The sequence below is a fragment of the Asticcacaulis sp. DW145 genome, from assembly GCF_037101385.1.
Classification (GTDB): Bacteria; Pseudomonadota; Alphaproteobacteria; order Caulobacterales; family Caulobacteraceae; genus Asticcacaulis; species Asticcacaulis currens.
This window is the reverse complement of sequence record NZ_AP029024.1, coordinates 1,995,297-2,015,865: the sequence shown is the minus strand read 5'-3', so window position 1 is coordinate 2,015,865 and position 20,569 is coordinate 1,995,297. Positions and strand designations below refer to the sequence as shown.

At 61.9% G+C, this 20,569-nt stretch carries 25 protein-coding genes; 14 read left to right on the top strand and 11 right to left on the bottom strand.

Going from position 1 to position 20,569, the window contains the following annotated elements:
• Positions 1–18 precede the first annotated feature (18 nt).
• The 4 genes from AACH73_RS09340 to AACH73_RS09325 all read right to left on the bottom strand — a co-directional run bounded on the left by AACH73_RS09340 (position 19) and on the right by AACH73_RS09325 (position 3,825).
• A complete protein-coding gene (locus tag AACH73_RS09340) occupies positions 19–477 on the bottom strand; it encodes a YaiI/YqxD family protein (protein ID WP_272742717.1) in 459 nt (152 codons plus the stop codon).
• A gap of 185 nt (positions 478–662) precedes the next feature.
• A complete protein-coding gene (gene mtgA / locus AACH73_RS09335; RefSeq protein WP_272742728.1) occupies positions 663–1,337 on the bottom strand; it encodes a monofunctional biosynthetic peptidoglycan transglycosylase in 675 nt (224 codons plus the stop codon).
• A 145-nt stretch (positions 1,338–1,482) separates the two neighbouring features.
• Positions 1,483–2,469, bottom strand: a complete 987-nt coding sequence (locus tag AACH73_RS09330) for a WD40 repeat domain-containing protein (RefSeq protein ID WP_338734660.1) — start codon at positions 2,467–2,469, stop codon at positions 1,483–1,485.
• Between the two features lie 189 nt (positions 2,470–2,658).
• Positions 2,659–3,825, bottom strand: a complete 1,167-nt coding sequence (locus AACH73_RS09325) for a GTP-binding protein (RefSeq protein ID WP_272742719.1) — start codon at positions 3,823–3,825, stop codon at positions 2,659–2,661.
• Between the two features lie 345 nt (positions 3,826–4,170).
• Here AACH73_RS09325 and rplU point away from each other — a divergent pair, with 345 nt between their 5' ends.
• From rplU to rlmH, 7 genes are all read left to right on the top strand, one after another.
• Entirely contained in the window at positions 4,171–4,680 is a 510-nt protein-coding gene (gene rplU, locus AACH73_RS09320; RefSeq protein ID WP_272742720.1) for a 50S ribosomal protein L21, read from the top strand.
• Positions 4,681–4,706: 26 nt separating this feature from the next.
• Positions 4,707–4,976, top strand: a complete 270-nt coding sequence (gene rpmA, locus AACH73_RS09315) for a 50S ribosomal protein L27 (RefSeq protein ID WP_126421658.1) — start codon at positions 4,707–4,709, stop codon at positions 4,974–4,976.
• A gap of 342 nt (positions 4,977–5,318) precedes the next feature.
• Positions 5,319–5,951, top strand: coding sequence for a GNAT family N-acetyltransferase (locus tag AACH73_RS09310; RefSeq protein ID WP_272742721.1), 633 nt, complete (start codon positions 5,319–5,321; stop codon positions 5,949–5,951).
• 141 nt (positions 5,952–6,092) lie between these two features.
• A complete protein-coding gene (gene obgE / locus AACH73_RS09305; RefSeq protein WP_338734657.1) occupies positions 6,093–7,145 on the top strand; it encodes a GTPase ObgE in 1,053 nt (350 codons plus the stop codon).
• Between the two features lie 116 nt (positions 7,146–7,261).
• Complete coding sequence (locus tag AACH73_RS09300; RefSeq protein WP_338734656.1) at positions 7,262–7,936, top strand: nicotinate-nucleotide adenylyltransferase; 675 nt, start codon at positions 7,262–7,264, stop codon at positions 7,934–7,936.
• Positions 7,937–8,080: 144 nt separating this feature from the next.
• Entirely contained in the window at positions 8,081–8,449 is a 369-nt protein-coding gene (gene rsfS, locus AACH73_RS09295) for a ribosome silencing factor (RefSeq protein WP_041658436.1), read from the top strand.
• 89 nt (positions 8,450–8,538) lie between these two features.
• The gene (gene rlmH / locus AACH73_RS09290; RefSeq protein ID WP_272742724.1) at positions 8,539–9,030 is read left to right on the top strand and encodes a 23S rRNA (pseudouridine(1915)-N(3))-methyltransferase RlmH; all 492 of its coding nucleotides are present in this window, start codon (positions 8,539–8,541) and stop codon (positions 9,028–9,030) included.
• On the opposite strand, the gene AACH73_RS09285 is transcribed toward rlmH, so the two are convergent.
• From AACH73_RS09285 to AACH73_RS09275, 3 genes are all read right to left on the bottom strand, one after another.
• Positions 9,027–9,803 (bottom strand): hypothetical protein, encoded by a 777-nt coding sequence (locus AACH73_RS09285; protein WP_272742725.1) that lies wholly within the window; start codon positions 9,801–9,803, stop codon positions 9,027–9,029. The genes rlmH and AACH73_RS09285 overlap by 4 nt on opposite strands.
• A gap of 1 nt (position 9,804) precedes the next feature.
• On the bottom strand, positions 9,805–10,089 hold the full coding sequence (locus AACH73_RS09280; protein ID WP_338734655.1) for an HPr family phosphocarrier protein: 285 nt from the start codon (positions 10,087–10,089) through the stop codon (positions 9,805–9,807).
• Positions 10,090–10,174: 85 nt separating this feature from the next.
• Complete coding sequence (locus AACH73_RS09275; protein ID WP_338734653.1) at positions 10,175–10,972, bottom strand: FadR/GntR family transcriptional regulator; 798 nt, start codon at positions 10,970–10,972, stop codon at positions 10,175–10,177.
• A 211-nt stretch (positions 10,973–11,183) separates the two neighbouring features.
• Here AACH73_RS09275 and araD1 point away from each other — a divergent pair, with 211 nt between their 5' ends.
• The gene (gene araD1, locus AACH73_RS09270; protein WP_338734652.1) at positions 11,184–12,194 is read left to right on the top strand and encodes an AraD1 family protein; all 1,011 of its coding nucleotides are present in this window, start codon (positions 11,184–11,186) and stop codon (positions 12,192–12,194) included.
• A gap of 40 nt (positions 12,195–12,234) precedes the next feature.
• Here the strand turns inward: araD1 and AACH73_RS09265 are convergent, their stop codons facing one another.
• A complete protein-coding gene (locus AACH73_RS09265; protein WP_338734651.1) occupies positions 12,235–13,668 on the bottom strand; it encodes a short-chain fatty acyl-CoA regulator family protein in 1,434 nt (477 codons plus the stop codon).
• Positions 13,669–13,671: 3 nt separating this feature from the next.
• On the bottom strand, positions 13,672–14,103 hold the full coding sequence (locus tag AACH73_RS09260) for a hypothetical protein (RefSeq protein WP_338734650.1): 432 nt from the start codon (positions 14,101–14,103) through the stop codon (positions 13,672–13,674).
• Positions 14,104–14,284: 181 nt separating this feature from the next.
• Here AACH73_RS09260 and AACH73_RS09255 point away from each other — a divergent pair, with 181 nt between their 5' ends.
• The 5 genes from AACH73_RS09255 (at position 14,285) to AACH73_RS09235 (ending at position 16,937) form a co-directional block, all read left to right on the top strand.
• A complete protein-coding gene (locus tag AACH73_RS09255) occupies positions 14,285–14,464 on the top strand; it encodes a hypothetical protein (RefSeq protein WP_272742532.1) in 180 nt (59 codons plus the stop codon).
• Positions 14,461–15,750: an isocitrate lyase gene (gene aceA, locus AACH73_RS09250; RefSeq protein ID WP_338734649.1), complete on the top strand. Its 1,290-nt coding sequence runs from the start codon at positions 14,461–14,463 to the stop codon at positions 15,748–15,750. Before AACH73_RS09255 ends, aceA begins: the two co-directional genes overlap by 4 nt.
• Before the next feature lie 55 nt (positions 15,751–15,805).
• Positions 15,806–16,015 (top strand): hypothetical protein, encoded by a 210-nt coding sequence (locus AACH73_RS09245; RefSeq protein WP_272742530.1) that lies wholly within the window; start codon positions 15,806–15,808, stop codon positions 16,013–16,015.
• 143 nt (positions 16,016–16,158) lie between these two features.
• The gene (locus AACH73_RS09240) at positions 16,159–16,371 is read left to right on the top strand and encodes a zinc-finger domain-containing protein (protein ID WP_272742529.1); all 213 of its coding nucleotides are present in this window, start codon (positions 16,159–16,161) and stop codon (positions 16,369–16,371) included.
• A 98-nt stretch (positions 16,372–16,469) separates the two neighbouring features.
• Positions 16,470–16,937 carry a VOC family protein gene (locus AACH73_RS09235; RefSeq protein WP_272742528.1) on the top strand — a complete coding sequence of 156 codons (468 nt, stop codon included), beginning with the start codon at positions 16,470–16,472 and terminating at the stop codon, positions 16,935–16,937.
• Here the strand turns inward: AACH73_RS09235 and AACH73_RS09230 are convergent, their stop codons facing one another.
• Both AACH73_RS09230 and AACH73_RS09225 read right to left on the bottom strand, forming a co-directional pair.
• A complete protein-coding gene (locus AACH73_RS09230) occupies positions 16,938–17,237 on the bottom strand; it encodes a HigA family addiction module antitoxin (protein WP_272742527.1) in 300 nt (99 codons plus the stop codon).
• Between the two features lie 31 nt (positions 17,238–17,268).
• The gene (locus AACH73_RS09225; RefSeq protein WP_272742526.1) at positions 17,269–17,550 is read right to left on the bottom strand and encodes a type II toxin-antitoxin system RelE/ParE family toxin; all 282 of its coding nucleotides are present in this window, start codon (positions 17,548–17,550) and stop codon (positions 17,269–17,271) included.
• Between the two features lie 149 nt (positions 17,551–17,699).
• On the opposite strand from AACH73_RS09225, the gene polA reads away from it, so the two are divergent.
• On the top strand, positions 17,700–20,561 hold the full coding sequence (polA, locus tag AACH73_RS09220) for a DNA polymerase I (protein ID WP_338734648.1): 2,862 nt from the start codon (positions 17,700–17,702) through the stop codon (positions 20,559–20,561).
• The last annotated feature ends 8 nt before the right edge of the window (positions 20,562–20,569 follow it).

The window sequence follows — 20,569 nt, the reverse complement described above, 5'->3', positions numbered from 1 at the left end:
GTGGTCTTTGCGCGAGGCTCAGGGTTTCAGCCGACGCGCCTTCACCACCACCTGATCGAGGGTTTGCAGAAACTGCGAGCGGTTGGCGGCGGAAAAGGGCGGCGGGCCGCCGGTGATTTCGCCGGTCGAGCGGATATGTTCCATCAGGGCCCGCTGCGACAGGGCCGCGCCGATGGAATCGGGCGTAAAGGCGCGACCATTGGGAGCAATGGCATAGGCCTGTTTGGCCAGCACCCGCCCGGCCAGCGGAATGTCATTGGTGATGACCACATCGTGCGCGGTCGCCTGATCCGCGATCCAGTCATCGGCAATGTCCGGCCCCGCATCGACGATCATGCGCTCGATGAGGGGCGATTTGGGGATATGGATAAAGCTGTTCGACACCACGACGGTGCGCAGGCCGTAGCGCCCGGCGACCTTATAGGTCTCGTCCTTAACCGGACAGGCATCGGCGTCGATATAGAGGGTGATGGGCAAGAAAGGGTTTTCCGAAAACGGGCGGGGACGGTTACTCCACTTATACTCCCCCAACTTGCTGGGGGAGGTGAATTTTTGAGCGTCAGCTTAAAAAGACGGTGGGGGGCGTGGGAAGACGAAACACGTTCCGTGCGGAATTTGAGAAAGCCCCCACCACCATCGTGTTGGGAGGCATTAAGAACGCCCTACTCCAGCACACAGGTCCCGATGCCGTTGCGGCGCACCACCCCGGCATTGGCGCGGATTTTGCCGGAGCGCCCCTTGACGTACTTGCCCGATTGCGCCGCTTTCCACTTGAGCGGGCTGGGCAGGATGGCCGCCAGGCGCGAGGCCTCGGCCTGGGTGAGATCGTCCGCCGACTTGCCGAACCAGTATTGCGACGCCGCCTCCGCCCCATAGATGCCCGGGCCCCATTCGGCGCTGTTGAGATAGACTTCCATGATGCGCGACTTCGGCCACATCGTCTCAATCAGCAGCGTATAATAGGCCTCAATCCCTTTGCGCACATAGGAGCGCTGCGGCCACAGGAAGGCGTTCTTGGCGGTCTGCTGTGAGATGGTCGAACCGCCGCGCACCTTGCGCCCGCGCGCATTGTTGCGCTGCGCCTTCTCGATAGCGTTCATGTCAAAGCCATAGTGCGAGCAGAACTTGGCGTCTTCGGCGGCAATCACCGCCACCTTTAGATTGTCCGATATGCGCGAAGCGGGCACCCATTCGTGATGATAGCCCTTGCCCTCGAAAATCCGCTGCACCATCAGAAAGGTGATCGGCACGGGCAGGAACCGGTGCACGGCGACCGACGCCACGCTGAAGGCAAAGCCACCCACAATCACAAAGACGAGCAGTTGCCCGATGCCTATTTTCGCCTTGGCCCCCGCCACTGTTCGTCACTCCACGGTCCTCGCAAGGCGAGGGCTCAAAAATGCCAATCCGGACGAAGAGCCGCCTCAAGTCCGGATTGTCGATACCCACCCATAATCGGGTCCCACCGTCAGGCGGAGCGGATTATGAGGCTTCAAATACCCACAGGTTGCCGTCTTCGTCGCCAAAGATCAAGCGATTGGCCTCATTGGAGATGGCGAGCGCCGTGATGGGAGCGCCTTTTTCGCGGCGAATCCAGTCAATTCCGGTCGAAGTCAATTCAGCCAGCCACACGCGCCCGTCTTCGAGCCCGGCCGCCAGCAACGTATCTTCGGGGGCGCCGGCGACGACCGAGACCATGGTCGATTCTTCGGCGTTGATCTCGGACGCTTCTTCGCCCATCGGCCCATTGGCCTTCAGGAAGGGCCATACCACCGCGCCATTGGCCCCGGAAGTGGCCAAAAGCTTGCCCTTGGCGAAAAAGCCCATCGACTTGATCTTGGCCGGATAGCCGCCCATGCGCATATCCTTGGCATCGCTGATGCGCCACCCGTGCAGGGCGTTTTCCTGCATGGCCGTCATGACAAACTTGTCGTCGGGCGAAATCGCGACCTTGGTGTGCGAACCGGCCCATTTGAGAAGGGTCGGCTTTTGCTGCGCGATGCGGGAGAACCACACGGCCACGCCATTATAGGTCGCGGCATAGAGCTTGCGCCCCTTGGCATCGAAGGTGATGTCCGACAGGCTGGACGTGTGCTCGAAGCTCACTGCCGTCTTCTTCTGCGCGTCATAGACGTGCACTTTTTTGCCCGCAGCGGCCGCGATCAGCAGCGCCGCGTCGCTGACGGCCAGGGCGTCGAACCACGCGCCCTTGGCGGCAAACAGCTCGACCGGACCGGACTCCTTGGTCGTCCACACCACGCGGCCGTCATCGCCGCCGGTGACGATACCGACGCCTGACGGGTGGATGGCGGCGCTTAAGATGCCACCATTGGGGTGGGCTTCGAAGGTGGCATCGACGTCCGGAAACACGACGCGCCCGTCACCGAGCGCTGCTACGGGCTCATCGGCAGAATCGAACAGGGCGGCGACGACGTATTCGTCGAAATGTTTTTCAAAAGCGAAGGGCATATCAGATCCTCATACTCCCCCGGCTGCCGGGGGAGGTGGGTTTTACCGAAGGCAAAAGACGGAGGGGGGCTTACACGGGAGGAGGGGCAAACGCCAGAGCTTGCCGTTAGATCGCAAGATACCCCACCACCACGCCCTACCGGGCGCGGTCCCCGGCTCCCCAGCAAGCTGGGGAGGTATAAATTTGGCTTACTGCGCGATACATGCCTCGAAACCGGCGCGCAGGGCGGCCTCATCGAGGTGGCGACCGATAAATACGGCGCGGCTCAGGCGATGTTCGCCCTCTTTCCACGGCTGTTGCAGTTCACCTTCGAGGATCATGTGCACGGCCTGAAACACCAGACGCTTCTCCTCGCCCTTGATGCTGAGGATGCCCTTGGCGCGCAGGATGTCCTGCCCCTTTTCGGCCAGCAGCTTGTCCAGCCAGCGTGTGAACTTCACCCCATCGACCGGTGCTTCCGACGACAGGGAGACCGAGCGGATTTCATTATCGTGGATGGGGTTCAGATGACCGTGCGTGTGATGAGAGTGGTCATGGTCATGATGATCATGGCCGCAGTGTTCATCATGCACGTGACCGGGTTCGCCATGCGCCGGGTTATGGCCGTGGTGGTGATGCCCGTGGTCGTGCCCATGGTCGTGATGGTGGTGATCATGCCCGTGGTCATGATCGCAATGGTCGCCGCAATCGGGGCCATGCTCATGGTGATTGGCGACCGATTCCATCTTGTCGAGATCGAAACGGTGCTGGTTCAGCAAGCTTTTGATCTCCACGCCTGAGCGTTCGGCGCGCTCAATGGTGGCCAGCGGGTTGAGGCCACGGATGCGCGCTTCGACTTCGTTCAGTTCTTCCGGCGTCGCCAGATCGGTCTTGTTGAGGATAACGTGGTCGGCAAAGGCAATCTGTTCCTTGACCACGCGGTCGGTCTCCAGCGCCGAACGGAAGTGTTTGGCATCGACCAGCGCCGTCACCGAGTCGAGATAGGTGCGGGCCTTAACCTCTTCATCGACAAAGAAGGTCTGGGCCACCGGGCCGGGATCAGCCAGGCCCGTGGTTTCGACGATAATAGCGTCAAAGCGGCCTTTGCGCTTCATCAGGCCCGACAGAATGCGGATCAGGTCGCCACGCACCGTGCAGCAGACGCAGCCATTGTTCATTTCGAACACTTCTTCGTCGGCACCGACGATCAGGTCGTTGTCGATGCCGATTTCACCGAACTCATTGACGATGACCGCGTATTTTTGCCCGTGGTTTTCGGACAGGATGCGGTTCAGGAGCGTCGTCTTGCCGGCCCCCAGATAGCCGGTGAGGACGGTAACGGGCGTTTTGGCAACGGAAGCGGCGGTATCGGCCATGGGGGAACCTTATATAAGTAGAGCCATCTGCACATATGGCGAGCGCAACCCGAAAAGTGCCATAAGACTTTGAATGGCGGTTTTCGGGTAAAGTGGCGCGACCCGCCCGCAGGGCGAAAACACGCCTTAAGTAGGCTTTTGCCGGGGGAAATCAAGCCTCGCGCGGACCGGGTGTCAGATTCCTGCGGCAGGGGCGTAAACAGGCGTTGACTCACTGAGCAAAAACTATATAAAGCGCCCCTCTCTTCCGAGGGTCATGCCCTGCGGAAAACCTGATTTTTGCGCGAACCATTGGTTTTTATACCGGTCGGGTTTGCCAGTCACTAAAGCTTAGAGGCTAAACCGATGTATGCGGTAATCAAGACCGGCGGTAAGCAATACCGCGTTGCGGCGGGCGATCTGCTCGTCGTTGAAAAGCTGGAAGGCGACGCGGGCGCTGCCATCCGTTTCGAAGACGTGCTCCTCGTTGGCGACGAAGCCGGTGCCGTGGTTGGCGCGCCGCTCGTTGACGGCGCTGTGGTCGAAGGCACCCTGATCGAAACCCGCAAGGGTAAGAAGGTGAAGATCTTCAAGAAGATCCGCCGTCAGGGCTATCGCCGCACCACCGGCCACCGTCAGCCGGAATCGGTCATCCGCATCACCGCTCTGAGCGGTGCGGGCAAGTCGGCCGCCTGGGAAGGCACCGTTTCGCTGGTGACCAAGGCTGAGCTGGACGCCCGCGCCCGCGGTCTGGCCCCGAAGGCTCTGGCTGAAGCCGTTGAGGCTCCGGTCGTCGCCGAGGAAGCCGCTGCGGCTCCCAAGAAGAAAGCCGCTCCGAAGAAGAAGGCTGCCGAAGCCTCTTCCGAAGAAGCGTAATCGCAACCGTTTAGAGGAGTTCAACAATGGCTCACAAAAAGTCCGGCGGCTCGTCGCGTAACGGCCGCGATTCAGAATCGAAGCGCCTTGGCGTAAAGCGTTTTGGCGGTGAAAGCGTCCTCGCGGGCAACATCATCGTCCGTCAGCGCGGCACCAAGTTCTTCCCCGGTGACAATGTCGGCCTTGGCCGCGACCACACCCTGTTCGCCACCGCGAACGGCAATGTGAAGTTCACCACCAAGCGTGACAACCGCTGTTACGTGTCGATCGTGCCGCTCGCCGAAGCTGCCGAATAAGCGACCTGATACAGATGCTTCAGGTCGCGCTTAGTCACTAAGCCGATCTGGACATGGCCTTTGAACGGGGAGTCCGGATCAGTTTCCGGGCTTCCTTTTCTTTTGGCCCCTTCTCTTGTTCCCCGTTCGTCAGGCCCCAGCTATTTGCGAAAAGCTTATTTTCGCAGGGGCACGGGCGGCGGAAATTTTATGCGGTCTGTGTCACCTTAGGACCACATAAAAACCGAAACCTCCCGACATCCTGATCTGGGTCTGAAGACTATCGGACCCATCGCACGCCGGCGCCTTTCCCGAAGCGAAAGCCGTCCTTCGTCTTTATCTTTAAAGGAACGGGGTATCATCATGATCATCAGAACACCCGAAGCCCATGGATTCACTGGCTCTCATCCGGCTGTGGCTGGCCTCAAGCGCGAAGACCTGCGCGCCGGCCGCAGCGGCTATGCCGTGCAGACCAAGCGCCTTTATCTCAGCCCGCTGTGCCTGGATGATGTGGACGATGTAAAGGCGATCTTCGGCCATCAGTCGGTGGCCCGCATGACCCACGCCATCGCCCATCCGTTCAGCGACGCCGATGCGCGGGCCTATGTCGAAAAGGCGCGGCACAATTCCTCGCCGCGCCTGCCGGTGTTTGGCATCCGTGACGCCGACGAAACCCTGATCGGGGTGGTGGGTCTGGAGCGCACGACCTGCGGTCAGGCGTCGGGCCTGCATCAGTTCGGCCCGTCCGTCGGCATCTGCATTGCCCCCGAACATCAGGGGCAGGGCTTTGGCGTCGAAGCGCTGGAAGGCCTGATCGGCTATGCCGAACGCTTTGGCGGTCACCGGGTGCTGCATGCGGCGCACTTTGCCGACAACGCGGCCTCGGCGCGGATGCTGGCGCGGGCGGGGTTCCTGTACACCGGCCGCCGCACACCGGAAACCTCGCTGGCCCGTCAGGGCCCGCACGAGGCGCTGCATATGATCCGCCTCCTTTAAATTCAGACATGTGATCAAATTGAGCATAAGGCCTTTCGCAAAATTTGATCTTCCCTTCAACTTGGTTCACAAAGGCGGCTTCCGCTTCCCGGCGGTAGCCGCCTCGCTTTTTGATCACCTCTCGCCCCTGATACCCCACTCATGAAATTCCTGGACCAGTGTAAAATCTTCATCCGCTCCGGCAATGGCGGCGCGGGCTCCGTGTCGTTCCGCCGCGAAAAGTTCATTCCGAACGGCGGGCCGGACGGCGGTGACGGCGGCAAGGGCGGTTCGGTGTGGGTTGAGGCGGTCGAAGGGCTGAACACCCTGATCGACTATCGCTACCAGCAGCATTTTAAGGCCAATACCGGCACGCACGGTATGGGGCGGCAGATGCATGGTGCCAATGCCGAAGACCTCGTGCTGCGTGTGCCGGTCGGCACTCAGGTGTTCGAGGAAGACCACGAAACCCTGATCGTCGATCTCGACACGCCGGGGCAAAAGGTCATGCTGCTCAAGGGCGGCAATGGTGGCTGGGGCAATACGCGCTTCAAAGGCCCGGTCAATCAGGCCCCTGACTTCGCCCTGCCCGGTCAGGACGGCGAAGAAAAGTGGATCTGGCTGCGGCTGAAACTGATCGCCGATGCCGGTCTTCTCGGCCTGCCCAATGCCGGGAAATCGACCTTCCTTGCGGCCTCGTCTGCTGCGCGCCCCAAGATCGCCGACTATCCCTTCACCACCCTGACCCCCAATCTGGGCGTCATTGATCTGGGGGCCGAACAGCGTTTCGTGATTGCCGACATTCCCGGCCTGATCGAAGGCGCTTCGGAAGGGGCCGGGCTCGGCACGCGCTTTCTGGGCCATGTTGAGCGCACCAAGGTGCTGATCCATCTGGTCGATGGCACGCAGGAAGACCCGGTCAAGGCCTATAAGGTCATCCGTAACGAGCTGGCCGCCTATGCCGAAGACCTGGCCAAGCGCCCGGAAATCGTGGCCATCAACAAGGTGGATTCGCTCGATGCCGAGGCGCGCAAGGACCTCACCAAAAAGCTGAAAAAAGCATCGGGTCAGACGCCCTACCTCATTTCCGGCGTCACCGGCGAAGGCGTGCGCGACCTGTTGTTTGCTGCCCATGCCAAGATCGTCGAAGGCGAGAAGGCCGAAAAGGCCGGCGACTCGCCCGCCCCTTCCACCTATGATCCGTGGGATAGATAAGGCGTGGTGTGGGGCGTCGCAGCGATTGGCTTCCCTTCCTCCTCCCCTGCGTCAGCGGGGGAGGTGTCGCGGCGCGCGCGTCAGCGTGGCGTCCGTGACGGAGGGGGCGCACGCTGATGTGGTTCGCCGGTCCAGCCCCCCTCTTCCATACACTGAGCCACGGTGCCTTGCGACCGGGATTCCATCTCGAACGCGGCATGAAGATCGGCCTGTTCGGCGGGTCATTCAACCCGGCGCACGAAGGCCACGCCCATGTGGCCGAAACGGCGCGCATGCGTCTGGGGCTCGATCGCATCATCTGGCTCGTCTCGCCCCAGAACCCATTGAAATCGAAGCGCGATACGGCCCCTCTGAGCGAGCGCATCGCCGCCATCCGTCCGTTTGTCGGGCCCAAGGACATTATTTCGGATTTTGAGACCCGCATCAGCGCCACCTATACGCTCGATACGCTACGCGCCCTGAAAGCCCGCTATCCGGGGGTGCAGTTCGTGTGGATCATGGGCGGGGATTCGCTGGCGAGCTTCCACCGCTGGCGCGGCTGGGTGCAGATCGCGCGCATGATCCCCATTGCCATCGTCTCGCGCCCCGGCGTCCTGATGAAAAGCCGACTGTCGCCCGCCGCCCGGCGCTTTGCCCACTACCGGCGCAAGGAGCGCGAGGGCCGCATCCTCAGCGGACTTCCGGCCCCGGCCTGGGCCTATCTCAAAGGGCCGCTGCACAATATCTCTTCGACGGCCCTGCGCGCCCAGCGCAAGAAGGTCGCCGAGGGGGAAACCCCGCCCTCATTATAAAATTGGCGGCGGTTGCATTACTAACCGTGACCTTGGCCCCTGTCTGTGCTAGGGTGCGGTCAACTTATCCACATATGGAGTAAAACCCTGTCTCGTCAGCTTGCGCAAGACGCGCATTCGGAACCCGCCGCCCTCCCGGCGGACATCGACCAAAGTACCGCCGATTTCGAGGAAACCTCGCTCGAAACCCTCATCCTGAACAAGCTGGATGACGACAAGGCGCAGGACATCGTGTGCATCGACCTGCGCGGCAAAAGTTCGGTGGCCGACACCCTGATCATCGCTTCGGGCCGTTCGCACCGCCACGTCGGCGCTCTGGCCGATCACGTCATGCGCGCGCTGAAAGACGCGGGCTTTGGCAAGGCGCGCGTCGAAGGTCTGCCGGCCTGCGACTGGGTGCTGCTCGATGCCGGCGACGTGGTGGTCCACCTGTTCCGTCCGGAAGTGCGCAGCTTCTACAATATCGAAAAGATCTGGTCGGTGTCGTCGAACCACACGGTCGATAGCCACTAATGTCTTTATACCTCCCCGGTTCGCTGGGGAGGGGGCTGATCGTGTGCGATTTTGGGGGCCTCGCGGCTCCCTTTTTATTTTAGCCTCTCATGAAACTTATCCTCGCCGCCGTCGGCAAGCTCGGCAACACCCCGGAAAACACCCTGACACGCGACTATCTCAGTCGCGCCACCCTGAGCGGCCGCCCGCTGGGGCTGGGTCCGGCGGAGTTGCTGGAGATCGAGCCGAAAAAGACCGCAAAGTCTCAGGACTCCCTGCTCAACAAGGCGCGGGAAGCCGAGGCCATTCGCGCGGCACTAGGTGAGGGCGTGTGCCTGATCACCTGCGATGAGCGGGGTGAGCTTCTGACCTCGCGTCAGATCGCCCAGCGCGTCGATAAGCTGAAAGACTCCGGCGAGCGCAAGCTGGCCTTTCTGATCGGCGGGGCGGACGGGCTCGACGCCGAACTGGTCAAATCGGCGCGCTTTTCACTGGCCTTCGGGCCTCAGACCTGGCCGCACGCGCTGGTGCGGCTGATGCTGGCTGAGCAGATGTACCGGGCGACGACGATCCTTAGCGGGTCGCCCTATCATCGGGATTAGAAGAGTTTTTCCGGGCGCTTCTGGAGCGTGCAATAGCCTTCTTCGTATTCACCCGGCCCTTCCTTGATCAGGGTCGAGCCCCCCAGCGGCAGCTTGCCGTCGGTGCGTCGCGCCAGATAGGCCCCCGTATGACGATCCAGCGTCACGCGCAACTGCGCGCCGCGTTTGGTGCGGGCATTATAGAGGTCGTAATAGTTGGCGCTGATCGTTACGCGGCAATCGAGCGTTTCGCAGGCCGTGTCCTTCAGCAGGCTCTGATGGCGCGGATCGGCCATCACCATTTTGAAGCGCGCCGTGTCTTCGGGAAAGACGTCCGACAGCTCGACCTCCAGATAGAATTGACCTTTGGAGATCAGGCCCTTGGGCCCAACGACCTGGGTTTCGCACTTCAGGTCGTGGGTGACGCTGGGGCTCAGCGGCAGGGCCTCGGAGGGGGCGGTCGGCGTCACTATGGGTGGCACGGCGGCTATCACGGGCGGCGGTGGCAGCGACACGGACGGAGCCATATGGGCGACCACAGCCGGGGAGGTGTGCGCGTCGGTTTTGGCGACCGGGGCGTTCTGTAACTGCGTATAGGGGATTGGTCCCTCCGGCAGTCTGGGCGCGGGCGCGACGGCCTTGGGCTTGGGTTTCGCCTTGGGACGCGGCTTGGGTTTGGGCTTGGGTGCGCTCTCTTCCCCCACAGGTCCCGACGCGCCTTCGCCGTCGGGCGGTTCGGCATACGCGGCGCTGCTCAACAGCGCACAGGCAAGGAGGAGGGCGAGGCGCTTCATCCTACGATTCTTCCCCGAAGCGGTCGGACACCAGCGCCACCAGCGCATCGACGGCGGCCTGCGCCTGTTCGCCCTCGGCCTCGATGTCGATAAAGGTGCCTTTGGACGCCGCCAGCATCAGCAGGCCCATAATCGACTGCGCATCGACGCGCGACTCGTCTTTGAGCACGTAAATCTGTGCGTCGAACTGAGCGGCGGTTTTGACGAACTTGGCAGAGGCGCGGGCGTGCAGCCCCTTGTCGTTGACGATTTCGACGCGCGCCGTGATGGGAGTGGTGTCGCTCATGGGGCCCTGTACCGGTATTGCGGCGATTTTAACCGCCTCTGTCTTAGCGGGGCGTTAACACCTGTTTACCCTAAGCGCAAATCCCTTACCCCCTCGGTTCGAGATACTGTGTCTGCATGGAGCGCTGGGTGTCGTCGAGGGCCATTCGGATGAGGGATTCCATGCACCATCTTGCGGCGCCGGCGTCCTGGCGCTTGATGGCATCGAAGACGCGTCGATGGTCAGGGATGGGATCGCGGGTTAGGGCCTGATGGCGCTGCTTGAAGCGCGTGGACCAGGCGACAGCGGCGCCGATGGAGTGGCTCAGGGAGGCGAGGGCCTCGTTATGTGTGGCGTGCATGAGGGCGTCGTGGAAGTCGAGATCGGCCTTTCGCCCGGCCTCGGTGGCCAGGGTCTCGGCCTGCATGAGGTCGAGCGCCTTATCCATCAGGCGCAGATGCTCGTCCGTGCGGCGCAGCGCCGCCAGTTCGGCCGCCGCCGGTTCGGTGATCAGACGCAGCTCAAACAGGCCCTTGATGAAGTCCTCCGACGGCTCGGTCTCGAACATCCAGCCCAGCACCTCCGGATCGAGCACGTTCCAGCGGCGGCGCGCCGTGACGCGCGTCCCGGCCTTGGGGCGGCTTTCAACCATGCCCTTGGCCGCCAGAATGCGGATGGCCTCCCGATAGGCCGAGCGGGAGATATCGAGGGTCGAGGACGAGTCGATCTCATTGGGCAGGACTTCGCCGGGCTGATAGACGCCCTTGAGGATGTCCACCCCCAGCCGGTGGGCCAGTGCCCCGTGCAGGCGCCCCTGAAAATGCACGCCGTAAGCGGAACTTGGGGCGGAACTGTCCCTGGCCGGGGAGCGGTCAAACGAAGCGGCAGGTCGGGTGTCGGTCATGCAGGTCCCTGGCTAATTCCCCGTCTCCCCGCTCGCGGAGAGACGGGTGTAGGAGAATCTCCGTATGATCATAAACTCGATTTGACAAACGGCAAAGGCGGGCCTAAGTCACAATCAATTGTCTGAGTTTTAAAGAGTTAATGGCCGCGCATCCTGCCCCTAACCGCCAGACACTTCCGGGGGATGCGCTTGATCTATCGGGAGCGACCGCATGACCCTTCGCCTGATCCAGTTTGTCGATGCCCACGCAACGCGTGGCGTGGCCGCCGCCGAGGATGACGGCTCGGCGAAGCTTATTCTGGGCGTGACCACGACCTATGAGCTGGCCAGGGCCGCCATCGCGGCCAAACGCTCGATTGCCGATCAGGTGGCGCAGCAGGGGCTGGGTGATGCGGTGGACATTGCGCTGGCCCTGTCCGAAGGCCGCGTGCTGGCCCCGATCGACCATCCGGACCCGGCCCACCTGCACCTGACCGGGACGGGCCTGACGCACCTGGGCTCGGCCGAGGGCCGCGACAAGATGCACGCCAAGGCCAAAGAGGCGGGTGGCGAAGAAAACCTGACCGATTCGATGCGCATGTTCCTGATGGGCGTGAAGGGCGGCAAGCCGGCCTCGGGCACGGCGGGGGCGCAGCCGGAATGGTTCTATAAGGGCAATGGCTATGCGTTGGTCGGGCCGGGGGCCGAGCTGGTGTCGCCGGGCTTTGCCGAGGACGGCGGCGAGGAGCCGGAAATGGCGGGCATCTACGTCATTGGCGAGGATGCACAGCCCTATCGCATCGGCTTTGCGCTGGCCAATGAGTTCTCAGACCACGTGACTGAGAAGCAGAACTATCTGTGGCTGGCCCACTCCAAACTGCGCCCGGCAAGCCTCGGTGTCGAGCTCCTGACCGGAGAGCTGCCGAGCCACGTCGAAGGCACGTCGAAGATCGTGCGCGGCAATGAAGTGATCTGGGAGAAGCCGTTTATCTCGGGTGAGGACAACATGTCCCACACGTTTGAGAACCTTGAACACCACCACTTCAAGTACGAGCTGTTCCGGGTGCCGGGCGATGTGCATGTGCACTGCTTCGGGACGGCGACGGCGAGCTTTGCTGATGGCGTGAAGACGCAAGCCGGCGACGTGTTCGAAATCGACGCCCGCCCCTTCGTCCACCCGCTCAGAAACCCACTCAAAACCACCGAACCTCTCTCCCACACCGCAAAGGTCGTGCGGTTGTAACGCCTGTCTTACACCTCCCCGGCACGCCGGGGAGGTAGGATTACCCTGCAAACGGAAACGCCGTGGCCGACTTGATCCACTCATCGACGGATAGGGTCTTGGTCACCGGCGGGGCGGCGCGTTCGCGGCAGTTGGGGCGTTCGCACAGCCGGCACATGGGGCCGGTTTCGACAGCCGCCGGGTTGCTGAGGTCGAGCCCCTTCGCATAGACCAGCTTGTCGGCGTATTTCAGCTCACAGCCCAGCCCCAGCGCCTGCTCGCTATAGGCCCCGCCGTCCCAGCCGCGCAGGCCCCGGTCGAGCGTGCGCGCCAGCGTGAAATAGCGCGACCGCTCGCCGCTCGGGCTTGCGGGGGTTTCGATCACCTGGGTGAGGATGCGGCCCGGCGACTGAAAGGCCTGATGCAGGTTCCAGCGCGGGCAGGCCCCGCCAAAGCGCGAAAAGGGAAACTTGCCCGCCGCAAAGCGTTTGGAAACATTGCCGGCGGAATCTATCCGCATCATGAAAAAGGGTACGCCGCGGCGGCCGGGCTGCGACAGGGTGGTCAGGCGGTGCGCCGCCTGTTCAAAACTGACGCCGAAGGGGGCACGCAGCAGCTCCAGATCGTAGCCACAGGCTTCGGCGGCGTCGTGAAAGCGGCCATAGGGCATCAGGGTCGCCGCCGTCAGATAGTTGAGCAACGCAATCTTGAACAGGCGCGCCGAGGCGAGGTCCGGGGCCTTGGCGCGTTCGACACGCGCATTCAGCTCCGCGCCGTATAGCGACAGGGCCAGTTGATAGACGATGGCAAAGACGCGCGAGGAGGGGGCCAGCGTCTCCGACAGCATCAGCCGCCGCCGGTGCGGATCGTAGCGCCGCTGATAGATCAGCATGACCGAGGCCGGCATGAAGCGCACCCCGATGCCAAATTCACTTTGCAGTCGGCGTTCGGCGGCGGCTTCGAGCGTGTGCGGATCACCGCCCAGCGCCTCGAACAAAGCCTCGCCGCGTTCATCGAAGTCCGGGAAGTGGTTATTGGCCGCCTGCACCTGATCGCGCGTCCAGTCGGCGGGCGAGTGTTCATTGAGGATTTCTGCCGAGCTGAGGTCGATCACCTCACGCACCTTGCGTTCTTTATAGGCGCGGTACAGCCGCAGCATGGCCTCGGCCACCGTGGGAGAGGCGGCGACCAGATCGGCGATTTCGCGGCGCGGTGCGTGCAGGTCCTTGAACAGCGGATCGCTCAGCACCTCGGCCAGATCGGCCTCACCCGACGGATCGGCCTCCGAGGTGAAGCTGCGCATATCGAGATCATAGGTCGAGGCCAGCTTCAGCAGCACCTGCGCCGTCACCGGGCGCTGATTGCGCTCCAGATGGTTGAGATAGGAGGGCGACACGCCAAGGTCTTCGGCCATGCGCGTCTGGGTCAGGTTCAGGTCGTGCCGCAGACGTTTGAGGCGGCCGCCCAGGAAGAGTTTGCGATCAAGTTCGGACATGGCTTAGTCCACGACCTTCAACTGAATCTGCCCGCCATTCGGTACATCTTTAATCTGAAAAGCGACATGGCCCGCAGAAGCAATCACCTCATCAGTGGGGGCTTGAGCTATATTGTCCGCTACATATTCACCGCCCAGAGGTGTCCAGAGCTTAAGACAGTAGCTGTAGCCCTCATGCAGATCGCCAATGGTGTCGCGTGCCATTTCGACCAAGCATCCCATTTTCCAATCCAACTGAAAATCCGCGTCCTGTAACAACAGCCTGTAATCTACCTCCCCACTGGCAATAGGTTCGCACAAAAGGTCTTCGGGGCATATTCTCCAGCGCTGGCCATCCATAGAGCTAAACAGAACATTTCCGAAGGCGTTCACCTCCAGCACCTGATCGACTTCGAAGCCAAGCCAGCCCCATTCCTTTTGAATGATGTCGCGCATGTTCATAACGGCCTTAGCAAGGGTGATGTTTCAGTCATTTAGTCATAAATTTACAAAGCGAACAAGGTCGCCTTTTGCCAAATGACGCGGCATTTACCCGCCAAACCCTCCCTTTTTCTGATTTTTGGCGCTTAATCGTCCCATCAACAGCGCGGCCAAGCCGCCGGAAAGGAGACGTATTATGACAAATTCACCCAACTTTACACCGTTCCTGAGCCCGTTCGACCTTGTGGCCGTCTATGCGTCCTCGTTCGGCGCGGCGGCCGTCCTGTCGCGTCAGGCCGCCCTGATGGCCCACCGCGAAAGCCTCAATCCCACCACCCCCCGACCTGAGCGTCGGGATACGGAGACCCTGTCATGACCACTTTCGAGCAACTGGTGCCCAATGCCCCCAAGGGGCGCTTCGACGGCATTACCCGTCCGTACACGCCGCAGGAGGTCGAAAAGCTGCGGGGTTCGGTCCTTGTGCACAATACGCTGGCCGAGCGCGGGGCCAATCGCCTGTGGCAACTCCTGCGCGAGGAGCCCTTTATCAATGCGCTGGGGGCCGTCACCGGCAATCAGGCCATGCAGATGGTGCGCGCCGGGCTCAAGGCCATCTACCTCTCCGGCTGGCAGGTGGCGGCGGATGCCAACACCGCTTCGGCCATGTATCCGGATCAGTCGCTGTACCCGGCCAATGCCGCCCCGGAACTGTGCCGCCGCATCAACCGCACGCTTCAGCGCGCCGATCAGATCGAGCACTCCGAAGGTGGCGCCAAGCGCGACTGGTTCGCGCCCATCGTCGCCGATGCCGAGGCCGGTTTCGGCGGGCCGCTCAACAGTTTTGAGATCATGAAGGCCTTTATCGAGGCCGGGGCATCGGGCGTGCATTTCGAGGATCAACTGGCTTCGGAAAAGAAGTGCGGCCACCTCGGCGGCAAGGTGCTGATCCCGACCCAGGCGCATGAGCGCAACCTGATCGCGGCGCGTCTGGCGGCCGATGTGATGGGCGTGCCCACCCTCACCGTGGCGCGCACCGATGCGGAGTCGGCGCAACTGATCACCTCGGACATTGACGAGCGCGACCACCCGTTCATCGACCGCGACAGCCGCACGCCGGAAGGCTTCTTCCGCCTTAAGGCCGGGACGGGGCTCGATCACTGCATCGCGCGCGGTCTGGCCTATGCCAAATATGCCGACCTGCTGTGGTGGGAAACCTCGCACCCGGACCTGGACGACGCGCGTCGCTTTGCCGAGGCCGTGCACAAGGTCCATCCGGGCAAGCTCTTGGCCTATAACTGCTCGCCCTCCTTCAATTGGAAGGCCAAGCTGGACGAGGCGACGATCGCCAAATTCCAGCGTGAGTTAGGGGCTATGGGCTACAAGTTCCAGTTCGTGACCCTGGCCGGCTTCCACTCGCTGAATAACGGCATGTTCGAGCTGGCCTCCGGTTACCGCGACCGCGGCATGGCGGCCTATTCCGAGCTTCAGCAGCGCGAATTTGCCAATGAGGCGGCGGGCTATACCGCTACCCGTCACCAGCGCGAGGTCGGCACCGGCTATTTCGACAAGATCGCCATGACCATCACCAATGGTCAGTCCTCGACTACCGCGTTGAAGGACTCGACCGAAACCGCTCAGTTTCAGGCTGAGCCCGCAGAGTAAAACCCTCAGAGTAAAACCCCCAGAGTAAAACCCGCAGAGTAAAGGAGAGTGCCGTATGAACGCTTACACCCGTCCTGATGCTATTATCGACTTCTGCCTCGCGCCGTTGAACCTCAATGCGGATGCGGCCGCCACGCAGGAAACCCGTCGTCGCCTTGAACACGTCCTGCGGACCTATCAGCTCAGGCTGGCGCAGCCGGTCGAGGTCGATTTCACCCGTATGCCGACCCTGACCATCAATGAGGCGGCCCACGGCTACGAGTAAGGGCGTCACCCCTGACAGAAATGACGCCTTTTCCACCTGCCCCTTCGCTGAACCTCGGCGGAGGGGCTTTGTTCATTTGACGCGCGGCGCGGCTTTCAGTAAGGCTTGGCCTCATCTCCCTGAGTTAGCTGGGCCTTATATCTATGAGCACCGTTCCTCCTCCCGAAGTCATCTATGTCGATGGTCACAAGGTCGCCTGCAATGGCGGCGGTGGCGCGCTGGGTCACCCGCTGGTCTATCTGGAACTTGGGGCCAATGGTGAGGTCGAGTGCGGCTATTGCGACCGCAAGTTCGTGCACAAGGACCACGCGCACGAGTACCAAAGCCCGGCACCGCGCCTCGAAGGCGATCACTAAAGCCAGCCGATCTGAGGGCATCCGATCGGCGCTTTCGTTTTTTGTTTAGCGCACTTTTTCATCCAAAAAGTGCGTCCCACTTTTTGGAAAGTGCTCTGATGAGATACCTTCACACCATGGTTCGTGTGAAAGATCTGGACGCGGCGCTCGATTTCTACTGTCGCGGTCTGGGTCTGTTCGAAGTGCGCCGCACGGTGAGCGAAAAGGGCCGCTTTACGCTGGTCTTTCTGGCGGCACCGCTCGATTCGGCCACGGCGACCGTTAATGGTGGCGACCGCGCCGCGCCGCATGTCGAGCTGACCTATAACTGGCCCGACGAAAACGGTAAGGTCGAAGACTATGCGGGCGGGCGCAATTTCGGGCACCTGGCCTATGAGGTCGATGACATCTATGCTGCCTGTCAGCACCTGATGGATATGGGCGTGGTGATCAACCGCCCGCCGCGCGATGGCAATATGGCCTTTGTGCGCTCTCCGGACGGCATCAGCGTCGAACTGCTACAAAAAGGGGCACCCAAGGCCCCGCAGGAACCGTGGGCCAGCATGCCCAATACGGGGAGCTGGTGATCACGCCACCTTGAGCGGTTCGATCTGGGCTTTTAACTCGTCGAGTCGTTCGCGCTTCGCCTTGCGCAGATCGTAGTCCTTTTGCAGGTTGAGCCAGAACTCCGGGCTGGTGCCGAGGAACAGGCCCAGGCGCAGCGCCATTTCTGCCGTGATGGCGCGGCGGCCTTCGATAATGGCTTTGATGGCCGCGCGGTCCACCTTTATGGCCGCCGCCAGCGTGCCGGGGCGGATGCCCAGATCGTCCAGAAAGTCTTCCTTCAGCAGGACGCCCGGCGGGTCGATGTCGATATAGTCCGTCATTTTCTGTGCTTTCCAGAGGCCTTGTGCTGTTTCAGTGATAGTCCACGAATTCGACTTCATAGGCCTTGCCGTCCTGCCATTTGAAGACAATGCGCCATTGGTCATTGACGCGGATCGAATAGAAGCCTTTGCGGTCGCCTTGCAGGGCTTCCAGCCGGTTTGACGGCGGAACGCGCAGATCATCCAGGCTTATGGCGGCGTGAAGGTAGATCAACCGTCGAAGTGCCTGTTTTTGCAAACTGCCATCCATGCGCTTGACGGCGATGCCCTCAAACAATTGATGGGTCTGACGATTAGCGAAGCTTTCAATCATGGTGTTGTCTATCACACAACGTATATGAGAGCAAAGCAATTGTTGTGCGTCGCGCAACATTGGCCTGCTGTCGCAATTTGACGGTTTGAATTGGCATCGTGCGCGGATGGCTTTATGAAGCCTGCACACCCCTTTTGAAGCGAGCCCTCATGTCCCCCAAACGCCTCGTCCTGATCGACGGTTCCGGCTATATCTTCCGCGCCTATCACGGCCTGCCGCCCCTGACGCGCAAGTCCGATGGCCTGCCGGTTGGGGCCGTGTCGGGCTTTTGCAACATGTTGTATAAGCTCATCAAAGAGAACCGCGGCGACGATGCGCCGTCGCATCTGGCGGTGATTTTCGACGCCGGGGCGCACACCTTCCGCAACGACCTCTATGATCAGTATAAGGCGCACCGTCCGCCGCCCCCCGAAGATCTGATCCCGCAATTCCCCCTGATCCGTCAGGCGACGAAGGCCTTTGGCATCCACAATGTCGAGCTTCTGGGCTTTGAAGCCGATGACCTGATCTGTACCTATGCCCATCTGGCCGTGCAGCAGGGGTTCGAAGTCACCATCATCTCGTCCGACAAGGACCTGATGCAACTGGTCAACGATCACGTCTCCATGCTCGATCCGGTCAAGGGCACGCATGTCGGGCGCGAGCAGGTGATCGAAAAGTTCGGCGTGCCGCCTGAGCTGGTCGTTGATGCGCAGGCCCTGATCGGCGATTCGACCGACAATGTCCCCGGTGCGCCCGGCATCGGCATCAAGACCGCAGCTCAGCTTATCCTCGAATACGGCTCGCTCGATGCGCTGCTTGAACGCGCGCATGAGATCAAACAGCCGAAACGCCGAGAGGCCCTGACCGACTTCCGCGATCAGATACTGATGTCGCGTGAGCTGGTGCGCCTGCGTTGCGATGTGCCGCCGCCGTGCCCCATCGAGGAATTTGCCCTGAAAGACCCGAACGCCGCCGAACTGGGGGCGTTTCTCGCCGAGATGGAGTTCACCTCTCTGGCGCGTCGCGTCGGCGGGTCGCTGGCGACGCTCGAAACGGCGCAGGCCACCCCGCGCGACCTCACGGCACCCGTGTCCAAGCCCCTGTTCGGCACCACGGCTCAGGTGAGCGCGCCGCGCCCGGCCACCCCCGAAGCGCTGCTGACACCGGTCGATTATGGCGCCTATCAGTGTGTTCAGGACATAGAGGCGCTGAAGGCCTATCTGGCGCAATGCCGCGCGGCGGGGGTGTTTGCCGTCGATACGGAAACCGACTCGCTGTCGGCCACGGCGTCGGGTCTGGTCGGCGTTTCTCTGAGCTGCGCGCCTGGGTCGGGCGTCTATATCCCGCTGGCGCACCAGTCGGACGATGGTGGCCTGGCCCTGTCCGGGGATGAGTTGAAACAGATCGCCCTGGTCGAGGCTCTGGCCGAACTGAAGCCGCTGCTCGAAGACCCGACGGTGCTGAAGGTGGGGCAGAATATCAAATACGACCTGTCGGTCTTTGCGCGTTACGGCATCCGCGTCGCGCCCTATGACGACACCCTGCTGATTTCCTACGTGCTCGAAGGCGGCCTGCACGGGCACGGCATGGATGAGCTGTCGGAACTGCATCTGGGCCACACGCCCATCCCGTTCAAGCAGGTCGCCGGCACGGGCAAGAGCGCCAAATCGTTCAAATTCGTCGATCTGAAACCCGCCACCGAATACGCCGCCGAAGACGCCGACATCACGCTGCGTCTGTGGCACGTGCTTAAGCCGCAACTGGCGCAAAAGCGGCTTCTGACCGTCTATGAGACGCTGGAACGCGCCATGCCGACGGTTCTGTCGGACATGGAACTGGCGGGCGTGCGCATCGACCCGCAGGTGCTGCGCATTCTGTCGCAGGACTTTGGCGTGCGTATGGGCGAGATCGAGGCCGAGGCGCACACCGTGGCCGGCCATCCGTTCAACCTCAATTCACCGCAGCAACTGGGGGCCATCTTCTTCGATGAAATGGCCCTGCCCGGCGGCAAGAAGACCGCGACGGGTCAGTGGGCGACCGACGTCAAGGTGCTGGAAGAGATCGCCGATAAGGGCACGCACGATCAGGCGCAACGTCTGGCGCGCCTGCTGCTCGATTATCGTCAGATGGCCAAGCTGAAAGGTACCTATACGGACGCTCTGGTCGAATATGCCGATCCGCAGACCCACCGCATCCATACCTCCTATCAACTGGCTTCGACCACGACGGGCCGCCTGTCGTCCAACGAACCCAACCTGCAAAATATCCCCATCCGCACGCTGGAAGGGCGCAAGATCCGCACCGCCTTCGTGGCGCGTCCGGGCCACAAGCTGATCTCGGCTGACTACTCCCAGATTGAACTGCGCCTGCTGGCCCATATCGGTGACATCGGCCAGCTTAAAAAAGCGTTTCAGGACGGCATCGACATCCACGCCCTGACGGCGTCTGAAATGTTCGGCGTCCCGGTCGAAGGCATGCCGTCCGAAGTGCGGCGCCGCGCCAAGGCCATCAATTTCGGCATTATCTACGGCATTTCGGCCTTTGGTCTGGGCAATCAGCTCGGCATCGACAATCAGGAGGCCGGTCGCTACATCAAGACCTATTTCGAGCGCTTCCCCGGCATCAAGGCCTATATGGACGCCGCCAAGGAACAGGTGAAGGCGACGGGCTATGTCGAAACCATCTTCGGCCGCCGCATCCACATCCCCGACATCCACGCCAAGTCAGCGGGCCAGCGTGCCTTTGCCGAACGCGCGGCGATCAATGCGCCTATTCAGGGCACCGCCGCCGACATCATCCGCCGCGCCATGATCCGTATGCCGGGCGCGCTCGAAGCGGCGGGCCTGACCACCACCATGCTGCTTCAGGTGCACGACGAACTGATCTTCGAAGCCCCCGAAGCCGAGGTCGAGGCCGCCAAAGCGGTGATCGTCAGGGTGATGAAACACGCAGCCCTCCCGGCGCTCGATATCTCCGTGCCGCTGGAGGTCGAGGCCAAGGCAGCGGACAACTGGGACGAGGCGCACTGACGCCTTAT

What these genes read in the sequence shown, in the direction of transcription:
- AACH73_RS09330 (WP_338734660.1), bottom strand. Translation starts at nt 2,469, where the DNA reads ATGCCCTTCGCTTTTGAAAAACATTTCGACGAATACGTCGTCGCCGCC.
- AACH73_RS09325 (WP_272742719.1), bottom strand. Translation starts at nt 3,825, where the DNA reads ATGGCCGATACCGCCGCTTCCGTTGCCAAAACGCCCGTTACCGTCCTC.
- rplU (WP_272742720.1), top strand. Translation starts at nt 4,171, where the DNA reads ATGTATGCGGTAATCAAGACCGGCGGTAAGCAATACCGCGTTGCGGCG.
- rpmA (WP_126421658.1), top strand. Translation starts at nt 4,707, where the DNA reads ATGGCTCACAAAAAGTCCGGCGGCTCGTCGCGTAACGGCCGCGATTCA.
- AACH73_RS09310 (WP_272742721.1), top strand. Translation starts at nt 5,319, where the DNA reads ATGATCATCAGAACACCCGAAGCCCATGGATTCACTGGCTCTCATCCG.
- obgE (WP_338734657.1), top strand. Translation starts at nt 6,093, where the DNA reads ATGAAATTCCTGGACCAGTGTAAAATCTTCATCCGCTCCGGCAATGGC.
- AACH73_RS09300 (WP_338734656.1), top strand. Translation starts at nt 7,262, where the DNA reads ATGTGGTTCGCCGGTCCAGCCCCCCTCTTCCATACACTGAGCCACGGT.
- rlmH (WP_272742724.1), top strand. Translation starts at nt 8,539, where the DNA reads ATGAAACTTATCCTCGCCGCCGTCGGCAAGCTCGGCAACACCCCGGAA.
- AACH73_RS09285 (WP_272742725.1), bottom strand. Translation starts at nt 9,803, where the DNA reads ATGAAGCGCCTCGCCCTCCTCCTTGCCTGTGCGCTGTTGAGCAGCGCC.
- AACH73_RS09280 (WP_338734655.1), bottom strand. Translation starts at nt 10,089, where the DNA reads ATGAGCGACACCACTCCCATCACGGCGCGCGTCGAAATCGTCAACGAC.
- AACH73_RS09275 (WP_338734653.1), bottom strand. Translation starts at nt 10,972, where the DNA reads ATGACCGACACCCGACCTGCCGCTTCGTTTGACCGCTCCCCGGCCAGG.
- araD1 (WP_338734652.1), top strand. Translation starts at nt 11,184, where the DNA reads ATGACCCTTCGCCTGATCCAGTTTGTCGATGCCCACGCAACGCGTGGC.
- AACH73_RS09265 (WP_338734651.1), bottom strand. Translation starts at nt 13,668, where the DNA reads ATGTCCGAACTTGATCGCAAACTCTTCCTGGGCGGCCGCCTCAAACGT.
- AACH73_RS09260 (WP_338734650.1), bottom strand. Translation starts at nt 14,103, where the DNA reads ATGCGCGACATCATTCAAAAGGAATGGGGCTGGCTTGGCTTCGAAGTC.
- AACH73_RS09255 (WP_272742532.1), top strand. Translation starts at nt 14,285, where the DNA reads ATGACAAATTCACCCAACTTTACACCGTTCCTGAGCCCGTTCGACCTT.
- aceA (WP_338734649.1), top strand. Translation starts at nt 14,461, where the DNA reads ATGACCACTTTCGAGCAACTGGTGCCCAATGCCCCCAAGGGGCGCTTC.
- AACH73_RS09245 (WP_272742530.1), top strand. Translation starts at nt 15,806, where the DNA reads ATGAACGCTTACACCCGTCCTGATGCTATTATCGACTTCTGCCTCGCG.
- AACH73_RS09240 (WP_272742529.1), top strand. Translation starts at nt 16,159, where the DNA reads ATGAGCACCGTTCCTCCTCCCGAAGTCATCTATGTCGATGGTCACAAG.
- AACH73_RS09235 (WP_272742528.1), top strand. Translation starts at nt 16,470, where the DNA reads ATGAGATACCTTCACACCATGGTTCGTGTGAAAGATCTGGACGCGGCG.
- AACH73_RS09230 (WP_272742527.1), bottom strand. Translation starts at nt 17,237, where the DNA reads ATGACGGACTATATCGACATCGACCCGCCGGGCGTCCTGCTGAAGGAA.
- AACH73_RS09225 (WP_272742526.1), bottom strand. Translation starts at nt 17,550, where the DNA reads ATGATTGAAAGCTTCGCTAATCGTCAGACCCATCAATTGTTTGAGGGC.
- polA (WP_338734648.1), top strand. Translation starts at nt 17,700, where the DNA reads ATGTCCCCCAAACGCCTCGTCCTGATCGACGGTTCCGGCTATATCTTC.